The organism is Raoultibacter timonensis, assembly GCF_900240215.1.
GTDB lineage: Bacteria > Actinomycetota > Coriobacteriia > Coriobacteriales > Eggerthellaceae > Raoultibacter > Raoultibacter timonensis.
On sequence record NZ_LT964681.1, the window covers coordinates 189116 to 210903 of the forward strand.

19 protein-coding genes and 1 CRISPR repeat array are annotated in these 21788 nt (G+C 57.2%); of the genes, 6 read left to right on the forward strand and 13 right to left on the reverse strand.

What is annotated here, in order from left to right:
• Positions 1 to 25: 25 nt before the first annotated feature.
• From C1722_RS13010 to C1722_RS13035, 6 genes are all read right to left on the reverse strand, one after another.
• The gene (locus C1722_RS13010) at positions 26 to 676 is read right to left on the reverse strand and encodes a MarR family winged helix-turn-helix transcriptional regulator (protein WP_180995250.1); all 651 of its coding nucleotides are present in this window, start codon (positions 674 to 676) and stop codon (positions 26 to 28) included.
• 202 nt (positions 677 to 878) lie between these two features.
• Positions 879 to 1790, reverse strand: coding sequence for a helix-turn-helix domain-containing protein (locus C1722_RS13015; RefSeq protein WP_102380388.1), 912 nt, complete (start codon positions 1788 to 1790; stop codon positions 879 to 881).
• Between the two features lie 184 nt (positions 1791 to 1974).
• Positions 1975 to 3273: an ABC transporter ATP-binding protein gene (locus C1722_RS13020; RefSeq protein WP_244902578.1), complete on the reverse strand. Its 1299-nt coding sequence runs from the start codon at positions 3271 to 3273 to the stop codon at positions 1975 to 1977.
• Entirely contained in the window at positions 3270 to 4028 is a 759-nt protein-coding gene (locus tag C1722_RS13025) for an energy-coupling factor transporter transmembrane component T (RefSeq protein ID WP_244902579.1), read from the reverse strand. Before C1722_RS13025 ends, C1722_RS13020 begins: the two co-directional genes overlap by 4 nt.
• A gap of 11 nt (positions 4029 to 4039) precedes the next feature.
• Positions 4040 to 4672: an MptD family putative ECF transporter S component gene (locus tag C1722_RS13030; RefSeq protein WP_102379810.1), complete on the reverse strand. Its 633-nt coding sequence runs from the start codon at positions 4670 to 4672 to the stop codon at positions 4040 to 4042.
• A gap of 69 nt (positions 4673 to 4741) precedes the next feature.
• Positions 4742 to 5344 carry a VanZ family protein gene (locus C1722_RS13035; RefSeq protein ID WP_102379811.1) on the reverse strand — a complete coding sequence of 201 codons (603 nt, stop codon included), beginning with the start codon at positions 5342 to 5344 and terminating at the stop codon, positions 4742 to 4744.
• A 377-nt stretch (positions 5345 to 5721) separates the two neighbouring features.
• Here C1722_RS13035 and C1722_RS13040 point away from each other — a divergent pair, with 377 nt between their 5' ends.
• Positions 5722 to 6204 (forward strand): hypothetical protein, encoded by a 483-nt coding sequence (locus C1722_RS13040; protein WP_102379812.1) that lies wholly within the window; start codon positions 5722 to 5724, stop codon positions 6202 to 6204.
• An 8-nt stretch (positions 6205 to 6212) separates the two neighbouring features.
• Positions 6213 to 6431, forward strand: coding sequence for a helix-turn-helix domain-containing protein (locus C1722_RS13045; protein WP_102379813.1), 219 nt, complete (start codon positions 6213 to 6215; stop codon positions 6429 to 6431).
• Positions 6432 to 6898: 467 nt separating this feature from the next.
• A CRISPR array of direct repeats spans positions 6899 to 7264; the repeat unit is 36 nt; unit sequence GTTTTGCTACCAGTCAGAATTCCACTGCTCCGAAAC.
• Between the two features lie 54 nt (positions 7265 to 7318).
• Here the strand turns inward: C1722_RS13045 and csn2 are convergent.
• From csn2 to cas9, 4 genes are read right to left on the reverse strand one after another with little or no spacing between them, the layout of a single operon-like run.
• Positions 7319 to 8002, reverse strand: a complete 684-nt coding sequence (csn2, locus tag C1722_RS13050; protein WP_102379814.1) for a type II-A CRISPR-associated protein Csn2 — start codon at positions 8000 to 8002, stop codon at positions 7319 to 7321.
• Positions 7999 to 8307 (reverse strand): CRISPR-associated endonuclease Cas2, encoded by a 309-nt coding sequence (gene cas2, locus C1722_RS13055; RefSeq protein WP_102380389.1) that lies wholly within the window; start codon positions 8305 to 8307, stop codon positions 7999 to 8001. The genes csn2 and cas2 overlap by 4 nt, the downstream gene beginning before the upstream one ends.
• Positions 8308 to 8330: 23 nt before the next feature.
• Positions 8331 to 9206, reverse strand: coding sequence for a type II CRISPR-associated endonuclease Cas1 (gene cas1 / locus C1722_RS13060; protein ID WP_102379815.1), 876 nt, complete (start codon positions 9204 to 9206; stop codon positions 8331 to 8333).
• A complete protein-coding gene (gene cas9 / locus C1722_RS13065) occupies positions 9196 to 13323 on the reverse strand; it encodes a type II CRISPR RNA-guided endonuclease Cas9 (RefSeq protein ID WP_102379816.1) in 4128 nt (1375 codons plus the stop codon). Before cas9 ends, cas1 begins: the two co-directional genes overlap by 11 nt.
• Positions 13324 to 14730: 1407 nt before the next feature.
• Between cas9 and C1722_RS13075 the strand changes: the two genes are divergently transcribed.
• Entirely contained in the window at positions 14731 to 15504 is a 774-nt protein-coding gene (locus C1722_RS13075) for a CPBP family intramembrane glutamic endopeptidase (protein ID WP_102379818.1), read from the forward strand.
• Positions 15505 to 15591: 87 nt separating this feature from the next.
• Here C1722_RS13075 and C1722_RS13080 read toward each other — a convergent pair whose 3' ends face one another.
• Together C1722_RS13080 and C1722_RS13085 are read right to left on the reverse strand one after the other, a co-directional pair.
• Positions 15592 to 18201, reverse strand: a complete 2610-nt coding sequence (locus C1722_RS13080) for a heavy metal translocating P-type ATPase (protein WP_102379819.1) — start codon at positions 18199 to 18201, stop codon at positions 15592 to 15594.
• 52 nt (positions 18202 to 18253) lie between these two features.
• Complete coding sequence (locus C1722_RS13085; protein WP_102379820.1) at positions 18254 to 18658, reverse strand: metal-sensing transcriptional repressor; 405 nt, start codon at positions 18656 to 18658, stop codon at positions 18254 to 18256.
• A gap of 827 nt (positions 18659 to 19485) precedes the next feature.
• On the opposite strand from C1722_RS13085, the gene C1722_RS13090 reads away from it, so the two are divergent.
• From C1722_RS13090 to C1722_RS13100, 3 genes are all read left to right on the forward strand, one after another.
• Positions 19486 to 19854 carry an argininosuccinate lyase gene (locus C1722_RS13090; protein ID WP_102379821.1) on the forward strand — a complete coding sequence of 123 codons (369 nt, stop codon included), beginning with the start codon at positions 19486 to 19488 and terminating at the stop codon, positions 19852 to 19854.
• Entirely contained in the window at positions 19851 to 20258 is a 408-nt protein-coding gene (locus C1722_RS13095; RefSeq protein WP_102379822.1) for a type II toxin-antitoxin system VapC family toxin, read from the forward strand. The genes C1722_RS13090 and C1722_RS13095 overlap by 4 nt, the downstream gene beginning before the upstream one ends.
• Before the next feature lie 240 nt (positions 20259 to 20498).
• A complete protein-coding gene (locus tag C1722_RS13100) occupies positions 20499 to 21008 on the forward strand; it encodes a DUF3784 domain-containing protein (protein WP_102379823.1) in 510 nt (169 codons plus the stop codon).
• A 113-nt stretch (positions 21009 to 21121) separates the two neighbouring features.
• On the opposite strand, the gene C1722_RS13105 is transcribed toward C1722_RS13100, so the two are convergent.
• Entirely contained in the window at positions 21122 to 21568 is a 447-nt protein-coding gene (locus tag C1722_RS13105; RefSeq protein ID WP_102379824.1) for a pyridoxamine 5'-phosphate oxidase family protein, read from the reverse strand.
• Between the last annotated feature and the right edge of the window lie 220 nt (positions 21569 to 21788).

A 21788-nucleotide genomic window follows, 5' to 3' on the forward strand; every position in this document is an offset into this window, starting at 1 on the left:
CCGCTACCGATTACTACCTGCAAGCTCAATCCCTCTCGCGACCTTCCGAGCGGCGGCCATGTCCGCGACGGCCCTCGTCACGCGGATCGAACCCATCGCAGCAGCCACGCGGGCCGAACGCGCCGAATGGAGGAAACCCCTCGGGGCCGTCGAATCGATGGCCTTCGCCGAAGAACTTCTTGAAAGCCTTCTCGCGCTTGCGGAGCATGGCATCGAAATCCTCGTCGCTCTGCTCGCTCACCTCGGCGCCCAAGTGCGCGATCATCTTATCGAGGCATTCGCCGAAAGCCTTCTTCTCCTCGTCGGTCAAACAGTCGAACATATCGGCCGTCGCCGCTCCGGCGGCGGGCTGTTCGACGTCACGTCCCTTGTCGGTGAGCTTAACCACCATTACGCGCTTGTCTTCTTCCGATTGCTCGCGCACAACGTATTCTTTGGCCTCGAGCTTGGAAAGAAGCTCGTTGAGCGAAGACGTGCGGATGCCGAGCACGCTCGACATGTCCTTGGTGCTCACGCCGTCCTTTATTTTCAGGAGGGCGAGGATCCTGCCTTGGCCGCGCATGGGATCGGCTACCGGTCCTGCGCCCTTGCGGGCGAACCGCTGCCGCATCAGCAGGTGCTGAAGCGTTGCGAGCTTTTCGTAGAGGTTTATATTCGCATTCGTCGTTGCTTCCATGATAGGTCTCCTTACATTTCTAACAGGTACCGTTTGTAGTATGCCCATCATAATAGACGGGTACCTGTTGGAAATCAAGATATTTTTTACAGGTACCGTTTGAATTTTGGAGACACGCACATAAAGCCTGATGGGGTATTACGATAGGGAAACACGTCGACAACTCGGCTGAAATAAGGTTGCGACAACGGGCAGGCGCGACTCATCTGCGGCGCGTGCGGCGGTATCCAGTCGGCGTATCCCCCATGACCGCCCTGAACGCAGCGGTGAACTTGGACGGGCTATCGTATCCCACGACAAGCCCGATATCGGCGACGCGCATGTCGGTATCGCGCAGAAGCGACGCAGCGTGCTCCATACGGTACGCCCTGATGTATGCGTACAGCGGCATGCCATAGACGCCCCTGAAGCACGATTTGAACGCAGTCAGCGGCAGGCCGAAGCGTTCGGCAAGCTCTTCGGTGGTACGCTCGACAGCAAGATCGGACACCATCAGATCGCGTGCCGCCTTCACCTTCTCGACCTGCGAACGGTAGAAGTACGGACGACGCTCTACCTTGGCATTCGGTTCGAGCACCTGCAGAAACAGCAGCAGTTCGAGCACCTTTATTCTGAAGTACGTACTGCGAATCTCTTCCGGTACCGAATACAACTCGGAGAAGATGTGCTCGACGCCCGGTGCATCGTGCATGATCAGAGGGTCGCCGCCCACGCAGAACCGATCGCGAAGCGCGCGCAGATCGACAGGGAATCCCCCGAGCGCCTGCTCGATCGAGGCAGCAGCACGTTCGATTTCGAACGAGACGGTAATGCCGTGGTAGTGCGCAAGCGGCAGCACGAACTCGCCGGTATGCCGAGTGCGGTCGTCGATCTTGAGGTCGCCCGCCGCCACGTACGAGTACGCACCGCCCGATACAGGCTGTTCGATACGACCCTCGCGGCAGTGGTCGATGCACAGCACGCTCCCGTCCACCACAAAACCCGAATCGTACCTGTCCATGTGAAAATCGTTGTACGAGAGACTCACGCCCGGAAACACTTCGAAAAACGTCATAGTACCCTCGCCCGAATCGCTTTGCACGTGGATGACGTCCTGCCCCGCACCGTGTACCATCCTGACACCGGCCCCGGACTTGCAGCTGCGCGGGATCGGCGTGCCCTGCACGCCAGCGCACCGCCTACAGCCCCGAAGCCGGAGCCCGATGCAGCGTGCGACAGGTGCGCATCGCTTGCGCCAGCCCACGCGTCGGGTTGCNCCGAAGTCCAGCCCGCCCGTCGGCTCGTCGAGTAACAGCCCCTTACGGCCCCCCCCCCCAAAAAAGCGCGCAGGCCACAGCCAGTCGCTGCTTCTGCCCGCCCGAGAGCGCCATCGGGTGGCGATCTTCGAGGCGGGAGAGGTCGAGCGCATCGAGTACCTCGTCGACACGGCCCGCCTCAGAGCCTGCCGAAAGCTCGCACTCGTTGCGCACGCTATCGCTGAACAGCTGGTGGTTAACGTCCTGCATGACGAGCGAGCCCGCACGGCGACGCGCCTTGCGGGCGAGAGGCGCACCGTCGAGCAGAACGCTTCCGTCCGTCGTGCGCTCAAGTCCCGACAGCGCCCGCAAAAACGTGGTTTTGCCAACGCCGTTCGCCCCCATGATGCCCATGACCGATCCGCGGGGCACGTCGAGATCGATGCGTTCGAACACCTGCTGCTTGTTGCGCAAGCAGGTGAAGCCGCGCAGCGACAGACCCCTCGATAGGATGCTTGCCCCACCCGTTCGAGCGGGCGGACAGTCCGCGTTCATGGCATCCGTCGGATCAGTGGCGCGCAGACCCAGGTTCTCGCGCTCGTCGTCGGTCAATGATACCAGTTCGGAAGGCGAGAACTCGCGCATCACGCGCCCAGCGTCGATGTAGATTGCCCGGCCGATAAGATCAGCCATGAAGTACAGCCGATGCTCCGCAACGATAACCGTTTTTCCGCGAGCGAGAATCGCCGCAATCTGGTCGTGCAGAATGCGAATCGCCTCCGCATCGAGATTCGCCGTAGGCTCGTCGAGCACGTAGACGTCCGGATCCATCACGTCCACCGAAGCGAAAACCAGACTCTGCTTTTCGCCGCCCGACATCTTCGTCACGTTGCGGCCCAGCAGATGCTCGGCACGCAGGGCGTCAACCGTCTCGCAGATGCGCTGTTCGATGGTATCGGCGTCGACCCCGGCGGCCTCCAAGCCGAAGGCGAGCTCGTCGCTCGAGGTAAGGTTGAAAAACTGCGATTTCGGATTCTGAAACACGCTTCCTACACGACGGGCGAGCTCGTACATTTCGCAATCAGCGGGGTCGAAATCGCATACCGACACGCTCCCCCCGCGTTCGATCGACGGCTCGAACGCGGGGACGAGCCCGTTGATGCACTTGGTCACCGTAGTCTTGCCCATACCCGATCGCCCGCACAGAAGCACGCACTCCCCTCGCCTTACGGCAAGGTCGACCTCATCGAGGATCACATCGCCATCCAACGTGCGACACGTGACGCCCCGAAGCTCAACAAGGGGCTCATCGGCTGCCGGCTCATGCATTTCCTTGGCCAAAGCCCCGCCTGCGACCTTCACAGAGCACCTCCCGTCAAGGCCACGGCCACCACCGCAAGTGCAGCGAGCGCCAACACCGCCCAGTCGACCGCTTGTATGCGCAACCGCTCGGTATCGGTTGAAAGCGCCGGGTTTTCGATGCCGCGACACGTGGCTGCGCGCGACAGCTCGTCGGCGGTGTTCGTGGCCGACATGATAAGCGGCACGATGAAGCACTCGACCCGTTCGGAAAGCGGGATATCGCGCAATCTCATGGCATCGCGGATATGCGAGGCTTCGTCTTTGAACGTCGGAAAATAACGCATCGTCACCGTCAACGGAACGAGAACGACCTGAGGAACGCGCAGGCGCTGCAGCGCGGCAGTCAACCGATGGACCGAGCATTCGCCAACCAGTAAAGCACCCGCCATCAGACAGAGGAATATCTTGCGAGAAAAGGTGAAGCCGATGGTGAACATAGTCGCGGCGACGCCGCCGACGTGGGGAAACAACACGTTGAGTGCAGCCCAAAGCGCCATATAGAAGCCGCCGAACGCCAACGCCATCCGCCAGTGGCCGCAAAGCGCCTGCAAAAGCGCCACGGCCAAAACCAGCGCCAGCTCGACGTACAGCCCCTTAGGCATAAAGGCGACGAGCGATGCCGCGAAGAGCACGCCCATGACAGTGCGCGGATCGAGCGAGATCGGGCCGCGCTTGTGCACGTTGCCGAGAACCCTTTCGCGAGGTTCGGCCTCGGCTGCGCCAGCAGCCGAGGCCGATGCCCCTTTGCTCCGCACCGCTGCCTCCATTAGACAAGACCCGCTTTCACAAAGTGCTTCTTGAACAGCCCACGCGCGATGTAGACGCCTGCAAGCCCCGCAACGAAGGTTGCGGCGAACATGGCGATGAGCGTCGGGGTAGTCGCCAGGGAATTGAGCGAGGCCAGATAGCCGGCGCCCATACCCTGCTCGGCGATCTGAGCGACAAACGAATCATGGAACACCCAGAGCGGGAGGGGGCTGCCGCACATGCCAAAGCCGAACACCGCATAGGCCACCGCGTTGCCGACGAAGCTCGTATAGCGGAAAACTGCGCGGATGACTTCCGCCATGATGCACGCGCCCGCCATCATGACGAGGATGAGCGGCGTGAACATGCCTGTCACATAATAGATGAGCGCGACGATGAGCCCCATGATAACGATGGCGCCGGGCTTTTGCACCTTCGCGCACATGAGCATGAACGGAATGCCGGCGAAAAGCGCATCGAGTGCCGGCATGAACACCCAAAGGGCCGGATGGATACCGCCGCACAACATAAACACGAATTGGATGATGAAATAGATAGCGGTAAAAATACCGATGTTGATGAGATCCCGTCCCTTAAGAACCTTTCCCTCTGAACTTCGAGGGCTCGCTTTCACCGCGACCTGCGTAGCCATAGCGTCTCCTAACTGTTAGCCAAGGTTTACTTGTGTCGAAGACAGTATCTACTAAGACCGCGCCGCGATCTAACCCGATCGGTCGCGACTATTCCATTTGGACGGAAGTTTGCGCAAGCGAAAAGCTTGGGCGAGACGCCAGAGACCGTATCCGATTAAACCGCCCACCACGTTGAGAATGACATCGTCCACATCCACGACCCGGTACATATAGCCCGCCACACCCAGGCCAACGACGAGCTGGGCAAGTTCGATACCCACCGAGCACGCCGCCAGGGCTACCGCCGTCTTCCAAAGCTTGTGCAGCTTATCGGAGAGCATCGGGAGCATGGCGCCCAAGGGCACGAACATGACCACGTTTCCGCCGACGATCGTAGCCGCAATCGTCCACCACCATCCGGTTGCCGCCGCCTCTTCGATCGTATCGACGATGACGGCGAAGGGCACGAAGTTAAAGCCTCGGGCCCACGAATCGCCGCCGGTCTGCATCGACGCAAACGCCGGTTCGAACGGAAGCGGGAAAAGCGTCACCGCGATCACCCCGCCCGCATACGCCGTGAGCGTAAGATAGAGCAAGGTACGGGAGGGACGGACGCGGTAGAACACGCACGCTACCGCAACTACGACAAGGGCAACCGCTGTCGGAACCACCATGAACATGCGATCGATCACCGCGACCTCCCACCGCCCGATTGCCGCTTTACGGCAACCATTCTACTCATATATGCGCGCTCGCTCAAGAACCGGCGCAGCTCATCGGTACAGCCACCACCATGAAAAACCGCCGCCTATGCCGACCGCCATCGGATCAGGCGTGGCGCATATAAGCACGCGCCGCGCCGCGCGCAAACGAATCCCGCTTTCGTCGGGCGCGCCGCAAGCCACCGCCAGCGAGCAACCCTCATGGCATTCGCCGCACAACCGAGAGCATCATGCAACGCCGCAAATCAGCTGACTCTCGGCAAGAATATGACGTTTTACGTCATATTCTTGCCGATTTTCATCATTTTCTATGGTACGATGCAGTCATCGAGCAGAAGGAGGACGGCATGGACGAGGTAAGGGCGCGCATCGAAAGAACGAGTACGGCCATCGCGGTCGTCTTGCTGTGCATCGCGGCGATCTGCATTTGCGCAGTCCTTTGGGGAGCCTGGAACTGGATCGGCGGGAAACAAACGCTCGATATTCACGCTCAGGTCAATGCAGGCGTATGGCTTCTACGATACACGCTCATCTCGGCCCTGCTCGTATACGCGGCGCTCATATTCTTCCGCATCGGTTCCGAGGAGACGCCGTTCTTCAAGGAGCTGCCCCGCAGAATCAAGATCGCAGCGGTACTGTTGTTCGTCGCCCTCACGGTGCCCCAGTGGATCGGCTATGCCGTCATCAGCGGTGCAACGGGCACGGTATCCTTCGTCATCTTCGACGAGAACAGCATCGTGGCTCTCGCTCTCGCGTTCGTGGTGTTCTGCCTCGGACAGATCTTCGAGTACGGCTACCTCGTCCAAGACGAAAACTACGAGATCATTTAGGAATTGCCGTGGCTATTATCTTACGCCTCGACCGCGTGATGGCGGACCGCAAGATTTCGCTCGGGGAGCTGGCCGAAAAGGTGGGCATCGCCGACGGCAACCTCTCCAAGCTCAAAAACGGCAAAGTGAGCGGCGTGCGATTCAAAACGCTCGATGCCATCTGCACCGAGCTGAAATGCCAACCTGGCGACATCCTCGAACATGTCGACGACACGGGCGAGGAATAGCCGACCGCATTTAGCGCCCGTCGGGCGCTATCTTGGCCGATGCCCCGTACGCGCCTCGCAGCCGTCCGAAAGCCGTACGGGCGCCCGCTTGCGCTCGCACACCATCGTATCGGAGCCCGCACTGCGGCATCGCCGCGACGACGAGCAACGGGCCCCGCAATCTCTCATCAGTCTCGAAACAGGTTTATCCTCCGCTTGTGATCGGACCACCGCTCGCCTTCCGAGCGCTCGGTTGCGTAGCCGTTCACCTTCCAAAACTTGCAGAGCTTGCAGCAAGCGCGGCGATTCCGCGGTCGTTTTCGTTTATGGTTCATGGGAGCCCCTCATGCGTCGAAGTTCACTGCGGGTGCCGTCACAGGCACGGCAGCGCTCGCACGAGGAAGTGCAAGATCACAGTGTATCACAGCTCCCGATGTCCACCCTATCATCCAAAGAATGTGCTCCCCATATGGTGCAAACTGATTTGCGACTAATTATCAGTCGGAATTCCACTGCTCCGAAACCGTCCAGTTGTCGTTCTTGATGATCCCCGCGTTTTGCTACCAGTCAGAATTCCACTGCTCCGAAACCGTTGGTGTTCGTGGTGACGGTTTGGCTGGGTTTTGCTACCAGTCAGAATTCCACTGCTCCGAAACAACTTCCTGCCGCCTTCTGACCAGTAACTAGTTTTGCTACCAGTCAGAATTCCACTGCTCCGAAACATATGCGGATGGTGTTGCTGTCCACGACCGGTTTTGCTACCAGTCAGAATTCCACTGCTCCGAAACATCTGCCTCGGCATGGGGGAACTGGAAGAGGTTTTGCTACCAGTCAGAATTCCACTGCTCCGAAACCATTGGAGCAAAATCTTTCCTGCAAAAAGATGGAAATCCCGACTGGAACCACATTCAATACTCAATAAAACGCTGGTCAATCCGCGTTTTAGCTTCATATTCATAGCTTGTGTCGTCACGCTTGTTTTCCAGTAACAGCAGCGCAGAGCCAAGAAAAAACGCCTGCTCATATAGTTCGACAAGGTCACTTTTCGATAAAAAGGTTTTGAGATTTACGAAAAGAAGCGTTTTCAAGCATCCGGCATCCACTGTCCAAGAAATAAATCGTATCAAATTGTCAAGGAGCGAATCGCTGGCAGAGCGCTGAACACCGAACCCCAGCGTCTTGATCTGTCGAATCAGATCCCATTCTATCGCAAATGAATACTCCGCATGCAACTGAAAACCCAGTTCTGAAATACGAGAATTCATACGAGCGTTAAGGGATTCTACTTCACATCGCACATCATCGTCCTCCAGGTAAATCTCGCCTATACGGTCATACCATCCTGCTTGCAACGACCTATCGTCCCAAGGAAGCCCGAAGGGGTTTGCAACAGGTAGAAAGATACTAGCCGCACGAAGTTCGTTCTCGTTTTCATCCCACAGCGTATACGGCTCGATCGCCTGTTGACCCATCCCTGAAATCAATGACTGGCATATACGCCCGTGCAATACCGTGTTCTCCACCTCCAAAACCGAAGTAGCATTTTGCGCCACCTCAATGGGTCGATCCATGCCCGCAAAGCTGATTTTCATAAGATCAAGAACTCCTCCATTGTATCGACCTCATCAAAATCAGCCCTACCACCAGTAATAAACTCCATTGTGGCGAGCTGTTTTTCTGTTACCTTCAGAACCTGAACAAGCCCCTCAGGAGGTCGGAATTTACGCAATCGTACAATCGCAGCTCCTGCAGCACCTTCATTTACAACCAATTTCGCATACACGGACTTTTGCATCATCAAATAGCCTTCTTTTATAAGGCGCTTTCTGAACACCCGATATTCCTTTCGCTGTCGATCCGTCTCCACGGGAAGATCGAAAAGCACCATCAGCCTCATATACCGAATCCTCGCGTCCCTGCTCATAAGATATCGAACGCCTCGATATCTTCAATGGCAATCTTTTTGTTAAGAGCATTGAGGCAATCCTGCACATATAACGACACTACCGATCCCAACCGATATGAACCGCCGCGATACGACACGCCTTTTCCAGCTAGATCTCCCAGAACATGCTTGACTTCGGCGTCGAATTCGCTTGCAAGATAATCAACAACAAGTCGATCTACCGCCGGTCTAAAAGGCTCCATGAAATCGCATGCAAGGTTGAACTGGTTGAATTCGTTGCGATGGCAAACACCGCACTGCGTCAGATACCCACGCGAAACGATTTCGCGATTCACCATGGAAAGGAGTATCCCATAGCCGTAATTCAAGGCCGCATTTTGAGAACAGGCCTGATCCCTTGAAAAGCTTTGGCCAAACAGCGCCTTGAAATAAACGCGTGCTGCATGCGCCTCCCTGTTTGTCGTATCCCCGGAACGCACCTCAGCGGCAATCGTCCTGAGGGCGGGCGCCTCCGTGTACTCGCGCTCTTCCAGAAACCGAGCTTGGCTGTTTATTTTATCTTTCACTATACGCTGCCATACGCGCTTCTTGATAGGTTCACCCCATTGCAGCTGTTCGCCAATACGCTTGACGGTGTTGTGGGCACCGTAAAGAGGGAGATACTGGCCGATCGGGTTACAGCTCTCATCGGATACGACAAGCGATATCTTCGCCTTTGCTAACTCCATCAGCAAATACGCGCTGATATAAACCTGGTTTGTCTGCAATATCACCGACGATACTTCCGAAAGATGAACTTTTGCCGTATCGTCTTCTTTTCGCACGACCAAGTATCCGCTTTGGTACGAGCATCGGCAGGGATTCTCGATAAAGACGGTCCTAAAGCTCAAATCGGTACCGCCTTTCGAACATCCCGGTTACAGACTGGTCGATAAAGCAGAACACGACTGAGGGATCGGAGAGTTCCTTCGAAAACGTTGGGTTTAAGCATCCTGAACACTTGGATCCCCCAACAAGAGACAAGTCGATCATGTTTGTCTTGCCATTTGCAATCGATATGAGTGATCTCAAAACACTTGCTTGCTGTTTTTGATCAAGCCGTATGAAGAAATCGCCGAGTTCAGCAACCTTTAAACTGTTTCTAAGTTTTCCGGCTCTCAGCTCTATCTTCGAGACAGCACTGTTCAACAGCGCCACCCTATCCTCCTCTGTCGTCTCACCTCCTTCGACCAGCCTCTTCAACAGAGCGGTTTCTTTCTGCGAAAAAGCCAGCTGTCGAGCATTGCGCACCTCCTTCTTGCCAGTTACATAGAGCCTGTCCCCATCAAGCTCGATCAGCTGATACCTATACACTTTCTCCCGAGCGATACGTACGTATTCCAGCCCCACTTCTGCGGCAAGCCTCCGGGCATACTCCTCTAATGCATTGCTGTCGCTTTCGAAACGAGCCGCCACGCGAACAGGTACTGGCGCAAATTGGAAGAGCTTTTTCTTCTTTTTGGGATTAAACGCCTCGTATACAAAGAAGTACGCAAACTGCTCGCGCGAGAAGCTTCCGTACTTTTGAGGATCGAGCGCCTGCTTGAGCGGCAAACCTAGATTCTTCCCTCCGCGCGGCGAGTAGATCGTCTGATCCCAGAACGCCCCCGTGGCGAGCTCGGGCATCCGCGAAATGTAGCAGTCTTTGTAGTTCAGACATTTTCTGATGCGACTGATTTCATCTTCGCCATCCCATAGGATCTCGCCAGTATCGGGATCGATAAACCGGCGTTGGAAACTAGCTACCAAGTAGACGCTCGACCCTGGTGCTCGCCTCGTCTTGCGGAACTCTTCGCCCTGCTGCTTCACCATAGCCTTTATCGCATGTGCCAAGCCGATGGGGTTCTCGTATACGGAAGGATGGCACGTAGCGATAAATCGGCCCATTTGACAGGCGAGATATGCGTCATGAGCATGATGGAAATCGTTGGCCTCACGGCATTTCACCAGATTCTTAGCATCGCGCAACTGGGACGAAAGGCTTGCCTTAACTGGGATGATTTTCGTGTCCTGGTATTCCCCTGCCAATAGCTGCTGCGTCATTTTCACGACTTGGCTCGTTTCGACCAGCTGCCGTGCGATGAATCCCCTCATATCGTTCTCGCCTACCGATGTTCGCATAAGGTTCTTGAACTTTTTATCCCCAATGAGCTTGGCATCGTGCAAGCTCTTCCAGAACGCGCTTCTCGCACGGCGGATTGACGGATCAATTAAAAGCGTATCAGTCTTTTTCTGGTTTTCGCTTCGCAGCACGAGCGCCTTGTTCTCGAAGCTGTCGTCCTTAATGTATGCCTGCGGCAAGATGTGATCGACTTCGTACAGATCGCCTGCAATTCGAGCTATATCGATCGGCCTGCCCGAGTAAAGGCACCTTCCTCGCTGCATGAAGTACAGCGTCAAACGCTCGTCGAGATCCTGCGACGCAAAATCGCATAGCTCTTTCCATACATCGGGATCCTCGTTCTTGAATGCTGCGAGCGCTTCTTTCAAGTTGTCGTATCGGCGCCTTGTGCGCTTGGCCTTGTTCCTCGGATCCTCGTCACGCGTCACCTCGATGTAGATATGCTCGGGCTCTTTCCCAGCGATAGAAGCAATCTCACGAACAATGCGTTGTGCCTGTTTGATGCTTCGTCGCAATGCCGGTGAACCGGGTAGATCATCCACATCGAATTGACCGCATCCTTGAATGTACACCTCATTCAGCTCATCGATATGTTTCTGGAACCCCATCTCGTCATCGCGAAGAACCTCCATGAGAACCATAGCTGAAGAATTATGGCCCGCATTTGGATGACCTTCTCGCAGCACGTCGATAATGGTTTTCGGGCCCGCATTCGTTTCAACGTTTACCCCTGCAAGAAGCTTTCGCGATAAGCGGCCCCATCCTGTGAAACGCTTTTTACAGATAGTCTTGATCTGCTCGGCGCTCAATCGATCCCCGTATTTCCCCTCGATTTTCTCCCGTAAGATCTTTCGATCCTCGAAAAGCGTATTCCAAAGGATTATCTCCTCAATCATGGGGATATCGGATTCGGGCAACTGGTCAACACCGAAAACGTCTTTGCAGAAGAAAATGTACGAACCCAGTTTTGACTCGTATCCCGCCTCCCCTTGCCCGCCGCTTACGCGCACGCTCGAGAAGCCATGCGTGCGACACATCCAATCGGCCACCCGCTTGTACGTTACCGTCTTATGCCGCATGAACACCTCGCGCACGATCCCCTCGCGATCGCTTCGATCAAATCGCGGCTCTTTGTCACCGTCGAGAGTCCATCGCGAACCGTTCAACTCGTTGAGAACACAAAACTCCTCATACAGCAGGGAGCACCGAGGAAGCACAACCTCCCCTTGCAGATACGTGCATAATCCCGTCATACGCATGATAAAATTCTCTGCACTTTGATGGCGGTCTATAACGTCTTCCCAGTTCCAAGGTTTAATGGCCGTCCGTTCTTGCCCTGGCTTCCGTACGGACCACGCGAAGCGGGCTTTCCCTTTCGCATCCTTTGCCGCATTGAGCGTCGTCAGAGGACCCACATAGTAAGGAATCCGAAACTCCACGAGCGAAACGAGCTTCTTCTCCTCCTCCTTCAAAAAAGGATAGTACTTCCCCTGGTTTTCGATGATGGCTCTCATTTCTTCGAGATGAAGCTGGTAAGGAATGCTTCCGTTGTCGCTCGTTTTAAGCCGCCGAAGAAACGAGCCTTCCTTGAATCCGTCCATCATCGCGACATAGCGCTTATCGCCAATCGCAGGCGTATTGTCGAACAGCTTCTGTACCGCTCGCTCAAAGTCTTCGTATTGCATAGGGGCAGTTGGCTTATATGCGGAATTCTTCGGCCCGATGTCGTACTTCGTGTAACCTTGGGCTTTCGTAGGATCGTACACGTGCGTGCCCTCGTAGAACTCCCCTCTGAAAAACGCATCGTACCGCTCGGGGGCGTACTTCCTTACCAGAGTTTTCAAGGTTTTGAGATTCTCTCCGTATCGATCGTACTCCGCCACCTTGCACGTAGACAGGGTTCCCCCGTTTGCTTCTTTGAGAATGCCCATGAGCACGAACGAGGAATGCACTGCCTGCAGAGCTTCGAACAGTTCAATTCCGGCATCGGGACAAAGGGAGCAAAACACTTCCACTTTCTCCTCTTCAGCCATATTGAACTTCGTTTCAGAAGCTTTCTCGACGAAGAACACGTGAGATAACTCTGCTTTGTACCCAACCATCGCCTGAGAAAGCGCCTTTCCCATGGTGGCAGCATAGTCTTTTTCCAAACCAAACAGAGCTTGAACCGTTCTCCGCTTGTCGCCTTTACCTTTCGAGGCATCTTCGAGAGCCTGAGCGATTTCCGCATTCTGGCATGAACACGAAACTCCGTTCGCATCGCACCAATCCTCGAACGCGCTTGCGAACCGATCAACCGAATCCTTCATATTCGCCTGGCGGGCGCTCAAATTTGTCGAGCTTTCGTACAGGAAGTTGCCACGATGTTTCACGATATTGTGAAAAGCCAGGTAAATGAGCCTTATATCCGCTTTCTCATCGGTTTCCATAAGCCATTTGCGTAAATGATAGACTGTCGGAAACCTTTTGTAGTAGTCGGGTTCCGTAAAATCGGAATCATTGAAAAGAGGCCATCGATATGCAGCATGGCCCTCTGCGCGATCTTCGGGTAGCAGTCGGGCCTGCCGCAGACGAATAAAGAACTCCGAGTCGACTTTTTCGATCTCTTCCTGCAGCAGCCCCTGCAACAGATCAAGCCTCCAGCGACGTCGCTCGTAGCGACGTCGCTGACCACGCGCGAGTCGGGTGGATTCCGCTGTATCTGCAGAGGGGAACAGCCTACTGCCCCACGCTGGCCTCTTGTTAAAGCGCAATAGCTCGCCATCAGAGCTAAGTGCCGCCCAGCCCACCGATCCAGTTCCTATATCGAGACCGATGTCGTATTTGTCAACATGGCGCAAATTCATGCTTCACATCCCCTTCCGTCCGTGCTAAAGTAAGCCTGTCTTGATACCAGTCAAGATTCCACTGCAAGTCGAAATACGGCGATAGCCACAAAAGCCCTCGGGCGCCACGGAGGTGGCAAATTCGACTTATTGAGAAGATCCCCTTGAGGGTCTTCTTTTTTAGTATAACCTGATAGATAAGCTTTTCGACACCTTATATCATTTGGATGGTTAGCGAGTCCCATTTCTAGTACAGATGGCAATATATTGCGCCGATTTGCATAACATGAGCAAACATTGCCAAGGGGAAACAAGGGACCAGGCTCAAAACCTCTAAAACCGGGAGCCGATCCATCTTCGCTTGTCACATGTCTTTCGAGTGGCGTGCCTGATCAGACGCCCGTCTCTACAGTTTGCTATACATAGGCTCATCTTCGTAGGCGGTCGAAGTCTCGTTCGGTTACCTTGACCGCAGCACCCGTTATTCCGAGAACGCCAGCAACGCAGTTCGGAACTACGGCTGGAATCCTCACTTCCGTGTGAGAAGAATCATTCCACGAGCGTACTTACATTTTGCTGCACTCAAACCAAAACCTGAACGACCTCCGACGGCAATCGGCCAAAAGGCAAACAAGGCAGAAAAGACGCCGCAAGTGGCGCTGGATTTCGGACCGCCTACGAGACATCCTCGCGTATCTGCCCGATCGCCCATAACCAGTATGTGAGCCCACGGGTTGTCGCGCAGTTGGCGAATGCGGGCTTCTAGTTACCACTATCTTCTCTCGACCAGACGCTTCGCTCCCTTAGCGGCATGGTTCTCGACTCTCGAAGAGACCGCTTTTCCGTTCGTCGCGCTTGCGGCTCGCATGGGAGCCGGCACGGTTCCGAGGGGACTCTACGAACTTATATCCTTAAGTGCGAGCTGCCAACCTTGGTGGTGTTACCGCAGCGGAGCCCGTCTCCACTCGAACGCTCAGATGGAACGAGAACAAGCTATGACGCAGAGCGCTTGACAAACGGCAGAGCGAGAATGCTCGGGCTTCGACGACGATCGCAAACACCGTCATGATCTCGATACCTCACCGCCTCCTTACGCCTTTGCCAACGGTCCTTTTTCGCATGCTCGCACATTAGCTTCTCAGTCTCTTTCTTCTGCGCTTCGAAATGAAAGGCCTCTGAGGTGCGGTAAGCGAAAACCTCCTCGTCGGCCATTTCCGACAGCTCAATCCATCTCCGAAGCTTGTGTCCAATTCTTTGCCATGTTTAGTCATTTCGCTGACGAGCTGCCATCGCCAGACGCCCTCATCCATCATCAACAAGCTGCGCATTCCGCCGCTGACGGAATCGCCATGGACTTGCGCGAATCACCGCCGCCCGCGGGCCCGCCGGCGCTACGATGGTTCGGAAGACCCGGGTAAGGAGGCGTCGGTGAGCGCGCGGAACCGCTATCCGCTTGATGAAAACGAAGAACGATCCCTCGTAGCGAACCTCGCCGTCTCGCAGGGTATCCTGCTTTTGGCCGGCTTTGCGGGCGCTATCGTGCTCACGGGGTTGGCTTCGGGCGACTGGGAGCAGACGGTGTTCGGCTCCGAGTGGATACGGAGCGTCGTCGTCTCGATGTCCGCAAACCCCGCACAAGCAGCCGTTGCCGGCGCCGCGCTCGCCCTCGTACTTCTCGCGCTCGCATGGACATGCGAGCGCTGGGCGCTTCGCAGCCCTTCGGGGCGAAAAGCGGTTATCGCAACGCGGCAAGGGATAAACGGCGAGATGCCCCGCCTGCCCGCAAGCGCCATCGTCGTCCTCATGGTGCTGACCGGTTTCACCGAGGAGCTGCTGTTCCGCTTCGTCTTGCTCGGCTTGCTGCTGTACGGCTTCTCCCTTTTCGTGCCGCCGCTGCTTGCCGCGATCGTCGCCGTATTCGTTTCGTCGTTCGTGTTCTGGATCGCGCACGTTCGCTATCGCGACTTCTGGTCGAGCGCGCTCACCCTCGCGCTCGCCGTTCTGCTGAACGTCGCCTACCTCGCAACGGGAAGCCTGCTTCTCGTTGCCATAACCCACGCTGGATACGACCTCGTAACGCTGTTCGCAGAGCGTCGGAAGATGGTCCGCGAGCCCGACTATTTCCACAGTAAGATCCCCAACCGCATCATCCTCGATGCGACGGAGCAGACGCAAAACCGCAAGGATTCCGATGGGTCGTAGGGGCGCGCAGCAGGCCGAATGCCAAGGATTGCCCATGCGGCATGCAGCCCGCCGTCCCGCATTCGATCCGCGCCCGCCCGGTCGTACCTAGCTTGCGATCTTCGCCTCGTAGCCCGCATCGACCACCGCGTCGATAAGCGCTTGGTCGGCCACGTCGGCGGAAAGCTTCGCCGTGGCCGTACCCGCGTCGAGATCAACCACAGCCTCCTCGACGCCGTCGATTCCCTCAAGCGCCTCCTTCACGTGCGCCACGCAATGCGCACACATCATTCCTTCAACATCGAGCGTCTTTTCCATGGTGGTGTCCTTTCCGTTCGGTTCCGTATCGTTTCCAGCAATCCGGGTTGCTTCCGTCTCGGCTGCATCCAGCCGTTGGGCGGCGTCCCCGTCCATCGCTCGCGCCGCTTCGCCGGGAACATGGCCGGCAATCGCATCGGTACTCGCCTGCCGATCGTGAGCGTCTTTGTCCCCCGCGCCTACTTCGTCGGCGGTTCCCGCCGAAAGCGCGGGCTTCCATCGACGCAGCCTGAGCGCATTGGATACCACGCATACCGAACTCAGGCTCATCGCAGCAGCGGCGATCATCGGGTTGAGGTTGATGCCGATGCCCGCGAGCACGCCCGCCGCGATCGGGATGCAGATGGCGTTGTAGAACAGCGCCCAGAACAGGTTCTGCTTGATGTTGCGCATGGTCGCCCGCGAAAGGCCGATAGCAGCCGGCACATCGGCAAGATCGCTGTGCATGAGCACGATGTCGGCGCTCTCGATGGCGATATCGGTGCCCGCCCCGATCGCGATGCCCACGTCGGCGCGCGCGAGCGCCGGGGCGTCGTTGATGCCGTCGCCCACCATGGCAACCGTTCCCTGGGCCGCCAGATCGCGTACCATCTTCTCCTTGTCCTGCGGCAGCACCCCGGCGATCACCGTGTCCACGCCGACGCGGCGCTGGATGGCGGCAGCGGTGCGCTCGTTATCACCGGTCAGCATGACAGTCGAGATGCCCATGTGCCGCAGCTCGTCGATCGCGAGCTTGCTCGTGGGCTTTACCACGTCGGCGACTGCGATCAGGCCGACGAGCCGTCCTGCGCGGGCGAAGTAGAGCACCGTCTTGCCGTCGTCGGCAAGCGAGCGGGCCCTGTCGGTAAAAGCGGAAGCGTCGATGCCGTGCGCCTCCATCATGCGGAGGTTTCCGGCAAAACAAGCTTCGCCATCGACCGTCGCGGAAATACCCTCGCCGGGAATCTGGGAGAAGTCCCCGACCGCAGCGCCTTCGACACCCTGCGCCTCGGCGTAGCTCACGATCGCCTGGGCAAGCGGGTGCTCGGAACGCTTCTCGATGCCGGCAGCGAACGCGATGAACGCGCGCGCGTCGCCTGGCTGCGCACCCGTCGAAGCGACGCCCCCGTCCGAGCCGTCAACAGCCGCACCGCCCGCCTCGATCACGTCCGTGACCTCGGGCTTGCCCTGGGTGATGGTGCCGGTCTTGTCGAGCATGACGGTGGAGATGCCGTGCGCCGTCTCGAGCGCCTCTGCCGATTTCACAAGGATGCCGCTCGCCGCCCCGCGACCGGTGCCCACCATGATGGCCGTCGGCGTGGCAAGGCCGAGCGCGCAGGGACATGAGATGACGAGCACGGTGACGGCGTGCGAGAGCGCCGTTTCGAGCGTGCCCCCGATCGCCATCCAGACAACGAACGTGATAACGGCGATGACGATAACCACAGGTACGAACACGCCCGATATCCTGTCGGCCATTTTCTCGATCGGGGCCTTCGAGCTCGTAGCTTCGTCAACGAGCCGAATGATGTTCGCAAGCGCCGTCTCTTCGCCGACCTTCTCGGCGCGCATGGTGAACCACCCCGAGCGGTTGACCGTCGCCCCGGTAACCGGATCGCCCGGCCCCTTCTCGACCGGCACGCTTTCGCCGGTGATCACCGATTCGTCGAGCGTTCCCCCGCCTTCGACGAGCACGCCGTCGGCGGGAACGCCCTCCCCCGCCTTGACCACGAGGATGTCGCCCGCCCGCACGCTTTCGGCAGGAACGATTTCTTCGGTACCGTCAACGAGCCGCGTTGCGGTTTTGGGCGAGAGATCCATGAGCTTGGAGATGGCATCGGTCGTCTTGCCCTTCGCCCGCGCCTCGAAGTACTTGCCGAGCGTGATGAGCGTGAGGATCATGGCTGCCGATTCGAAGTACAGATCCATGGCCGTCGCATGAGCCAGGTGCATGTCGCCCCAGCCGAGGACGTACCCGATCTTGTAGATCGCGTAGATGCCGTACACCGTCGCAGCGGTCGATCCGAGCGCGATGAGCGAATCCATGTTGGGAGAGCCGTGGAACAGCGATTTGAAGCCCCCACGGAAGAACTTGAAGTTGACGAAAATAACGGGAAGCAGCAACAGGAACTGGGTGAATGCGAAGATGAGCACGTTCTCGTCACCGAGGAAGACGCTCGGCAGCGGCCAGCCGAACATATGNGAAGCGCTCGGGCGCGGTGCGGCGCCGTAGCCCGCTTTGTCGATGGCCGCGCTGATGGAGGCGAGTGTGTCGGGCGCGCCGTCATAGTCGACCTCCATCGAGTTTTTAAGCAGGTTCACCGTGGCCTTTTCGACGCCGGGAACCGCATTCGCCGTCTTCTCGACGCGCGCCGAACAGGCTGCGCACGTCATGCCCGTCACGTCGAATGTCTGTTTCATAGGATAGCTCCTTGCTTCGCAATCGGCGCAGCGTTGCGCCGAGATCGGGAAATCACAAACGCGAGAACCGCTTCATCAGCTGCATCACTTCGCCGACCACCTCGTCGTTGCCCTGTCGAATCTGCTCGACAACGCAGGTTTCAAGATGATCCTGCAACAGCTTTCCCGAAACGCTTCGGATGGCGCTTTCGGCGGCGGCGAGCTGCACGAGGACATCGCCGCAGTAACGGTTGTCGTCGAGCATCCCTTTCACACCGTTGAGCTGACCTATCGCACGATTTAGCCGCTTTTGCAGATCGGCCTGGAATTCGGCGCTGCGGGGTGTGTCCTTGTGGTGGCAGCAGGCAGCGGCCGCAGCTTCGTTGCCGGCAGGTGCGTCAAGGGCAGCACCTGCTCCGTCGTTCGCTGGAGCGCTGTTGGCTTCGAATACCTTTTCGCCTTGTCTGGTTTTGTTCATGTTCAGTCCTTATGTGGAAAGACTCGCTCGGGGCTCATATGCCCCATAGGGGTATGTTCGTTCCGTGCAAGTATATACCCCCAAGGGGTATTGTCAAGTTACAAAACGGAAGCATGTGCTCGAGAAGGCAAAGGGAAGATCTGCCCGACCCATCCACCGGCAATCACCGTTTACCGGCCCCGAGCGGCCCCGACGGCAACTGGCGATTCAAAGCCCCAAACAGAGACAATGTCGGCAGCGATTCGGCAGGGAACACGCGATGCAACGTCCGCCAACCGCCTCTGTGCGACGTTTTTTTATTGATAATCCAGCTCGGAAAATTTTGATCAGGGGAAACGTGTCTCGGATTCGGAAGGGGACTCCGAAATCCATCGCACAGCGGCGGTTGGCGGACATAGAATGGCTTCCCTATGTTGGGAGCATCGCCGACGTGCCCCACACAACCATCGACGATCCGATGCCTCAGGGTCTCCGAACAGGCGCTGCCGACAGTAGCTTACAGCGAACCCGAAAGCTAGACCGCCTCGGCGCCGATCACGACGAGAACGCGAGCCATCACTTCGGCCATCGTTGCATCGTCAAGTGATCCGACAATCTCCACCGCACCCCGCCTTTCGCGCGCGCCGAGATTCATCGCCCCGATCGCTTCGCACTGGACGAATCCGTAAACCAGATTGCCTCTGAAACCTCCACGTGAAGAGGACCGCCGATAGCCGTTATCTACCGAAGCCCACCGAAGTTACTGGACCAGAATCCCGATCCTCTTGCTCTCTTTTCATCATGCATGTATACTTCATGAAAAAGTATGTAATATGAAGGAGGTGCCTATGCCAGCCTTGCAAGTTCGGGATTTTCCCGAAGACCTCTACGATGACCTGCGGGCATGCGCTGCCGCTGACGACAGGAGCATCTCCCAGCAGACCGTACACGTTATGAGGGCTTATCTGAGCATGCGCAAAAGAAAGCAGTCCGACCCGCTGGAATCTGTTGTTGCGATATTCGACGAGCAAGCCGAGGCAGCCAACATCGACCCATGGGCCGAGCGCATCGCGTATCGCAAGGCGCTGTTCGACGAAATGGACGAGCTCCCCTTGCTAGACGTACCTAAAGGGTTCCCCGATTCAGCCGACTTGGTACGCGAGATGCGCGAGGAGCGCATGGCCGCCGTCGAGCCGAAGCGGAGCAGCGCCCTATGATCGTGCTCGATTGCAGCGCCGCCGTCGAAATAGCACGCGACACATCGCTTGGATCCGGTTTCAGGGCCCTCATGCTTGAGCGGGAAAAAGTCGTCACAAGCACGCTTTTTACCGTTGAAGTACGCAATGCGTTTTGGAAGTACGTTCACGCCGGCCTCCTCGATTACAACACCGCACGAGGCTACGCCACCAAGGCGCTCGCTCTCGTCGACGAGACGATCCCCTTGGAAGAGAACATCGATGAGGCGTTTCTCGAAGCGGCACGCCTCGACCATTCGGTATACGACCTGCTGTATCTGACGTTGGCCAGACGTCGTGCAGCGACCCTCTTCACGGCTGATCGGAGGCTCGTCAGCCTCTGCGAACGAACAGGGGTAGACTATGTACGCGAGGTGGATCTGTAAACTCGCTCTGCCACACGGCTTTCCCCACCCCTTGAACATCCATGCGCTTACGGCAGACGATCCCCGTCGCTTCGGGACAGAGCGCCCGCCGAACGCCCAAGAAGCCCCTCGGATGGATGACACAACTCGACAGCGTGCGTTCGCCTTGCCAATTAACAGTGATTCGGGTATATTTAGCAATGCTAAGGTATTGATGATCCGGGTCGGGCGACCCCGACCGCGCAAGACAGGAAGTGAGCTATGAAACATGTCGGCGACCTCGGTGCATTCGCCATAGGGCTCGCGTTGTCCCTCGCGCTCTTCGCCCTGTTTGCGCTCTTGGCGTGGAAGTACTGGCACGGCCAATGGCTGCGCTCCATTGCCGGCAATAATTTCGTAACCGATGAGGAGTACAACAGCCCCGAGCAGCGCACGCTCGGCAAGCGCGTATCGGTCGCAATGATCATATGCTGCGCCATGATTGCAGCCATTCCCCTGCTCGGGCTCGGCAGCTACCTCAACAACGAAGCGGTGTACGCAGCCGGCGGCGTTCTCTGCGGAGTTTTCGCGGCAGCGCTGGTCGCCTACCTCGTTTGGATGTTCGTAAAGATGGGCCGGGAACGACGCGTTGCCGAGAACGAGCTCATAGCCGAAAACGCCCTGAAGGCCGAAGACGTCAAGCTCAACCGCAAGGCAACCGCGGTATTGCTCGTCATCCTCGCCATCTTTCTGCTTATAAGCCTCGCCGTTCCCCTGCTCGTAAAGCAGTAGACGACGAGGCCTTCGCGCCCCGAACCCTTACGCCTGGAAAAGAGCGGTTCGCGACAAGACGAGTTCGAAGCCGAGAAAAGCCGGGGATCGCGAGCAGGCGGGGATCACGGCTCTCACAACGCGATTTCGCCCTGCCCGATCGGTACTTCGGGGTTTTCCTTGTCGAATATCCAGCCCCTCAGCAAGCCCAGATCGATGACCAGGAACTCGTTTGACCCCATCACCTCGCCGGGTGCCGCCTCCTCGAAGGCTCCTTGGTATTTCGCTTTATATGCGTTCGCAAGAGCAGCGTTCTCTTCGGCGAAGACGCTTCCGAGGAATCGCACCGTGCCCTCCCCCTGATAGCGGCCAACCGCGCCGACGACGAATCCGACATGGGGATTCTCTTTCATCTGAGCATACTTGAGTGCATCTTTGCTGGTGTAGAAGCAGACGGTCTTCTCATCGAGCAAAAGCGGGCTAACCGGACGGACCGACACCCTATCGCCCGCCGCCGTCGCCAAATACATCACCTCTTCGGCTTTGACGGTTTCTGCAAAATCTTTGAGATCGAGTTCCATAGGAAACCCCTTTCCTTGTCGGGACTCGCCCAAGACACCAGCTGATCGCACAGCGAGGAAATGGTCCGATGTTTTGGCGGGTTCCGGCTTATCGTCTTATCAATATAGAACATCTGTTCTCATATGTAAACCATGAGCTTGCAACTCGGATTCGCACACGATGTTCCTGCATGCCTTCCATCATGTGGCGCCTTTTCAAATTAAATGCTACTATATTTAT

Bases quoted from the DNA above. Each gene is read 5' to 3' on its own strand.
- C1722_RS13010 (WP_180995250.1), bottom strand. From the start codon at position 676: ATGGAAGCAACGACGAATGCGAATATAAACCTCTACGAAAAGCTCGCA.
- C1722_RS13015 (WP_102380388.1), bottom strand. From the start codon at position 1,790: ATGGTACACGGTGCGGGGCAGGACGTCATCCACGTGCAAAGCGATTCG.
- C1722_RS13030 (WP_102379810.1), bottom strand. From the start codon at position 4,672: ATGGCTACGCAGGTCGCGGTGAAAGCGAGCCCTCGAAGTTCAGAGGGA.
- C1722_RS13040 (WP_102379812.1), top strand. From the start codon at position 5,722: ATGGACGAGGTAAGGGCGCGCATCGAAAGAACGAGTACGGCCATCGCG.
- csn2 (WP_102379814.1), bottom strand. From the start codon at position 8,002: ATGAAAATCAGCTTTGCGGGCATGGATCGACCCATTGAGGTGGCGCAA.
- cas2 (WP_102380389.1), bottom strand. From the start codon at position 8,307: ATGAGGCTGATGGTGCTTTTCGATCTTCCCGTGGAGACGGATCGACAG.
- cas9 (WP_102379816.1), bottom strand. From the start codon at position 13,323: ATGAATTTGCGCCATGTTGACAAATACGACATCGGTCTCGATATAGGA.
- C1722_RS13085 (WP_102379820.1), bottom strand. From the start codon at position 18,658: ATGAACAAAACCAGACAAGGCGAAAAGGTATTCGAAGCCAACAGCGCT.
- C1722_RS13090 (WP_102379821.1), top strand. From the start codon at position 19,486: ATGCCAGCCTTGCAAGTTCGGGATTTTCCCGAAGACCTCTACGATGAC.
- C1722_RS13095 (WP_102379822.1), top strand. From the start codon at position 19,851: ATGATCGTGCTCGATTGCAGCGCCGCCGTCGAAATAGCACGCGACACA.
- C1722_RS13100 (WP_102379823.1), top strand. From the start codon at position 20,499: ATGAAACATGTCGGCGACCTCGGTGCATTCGCCATAGGGCTCGCGTTG.
- C1722_RS13105 (WP_102379824.1), bottom strand. From the start codon at position 21,568: ATGGAACTCGATCTCAAAGATTTTGCAGAAACCGTCAAAGCCGAAGAG.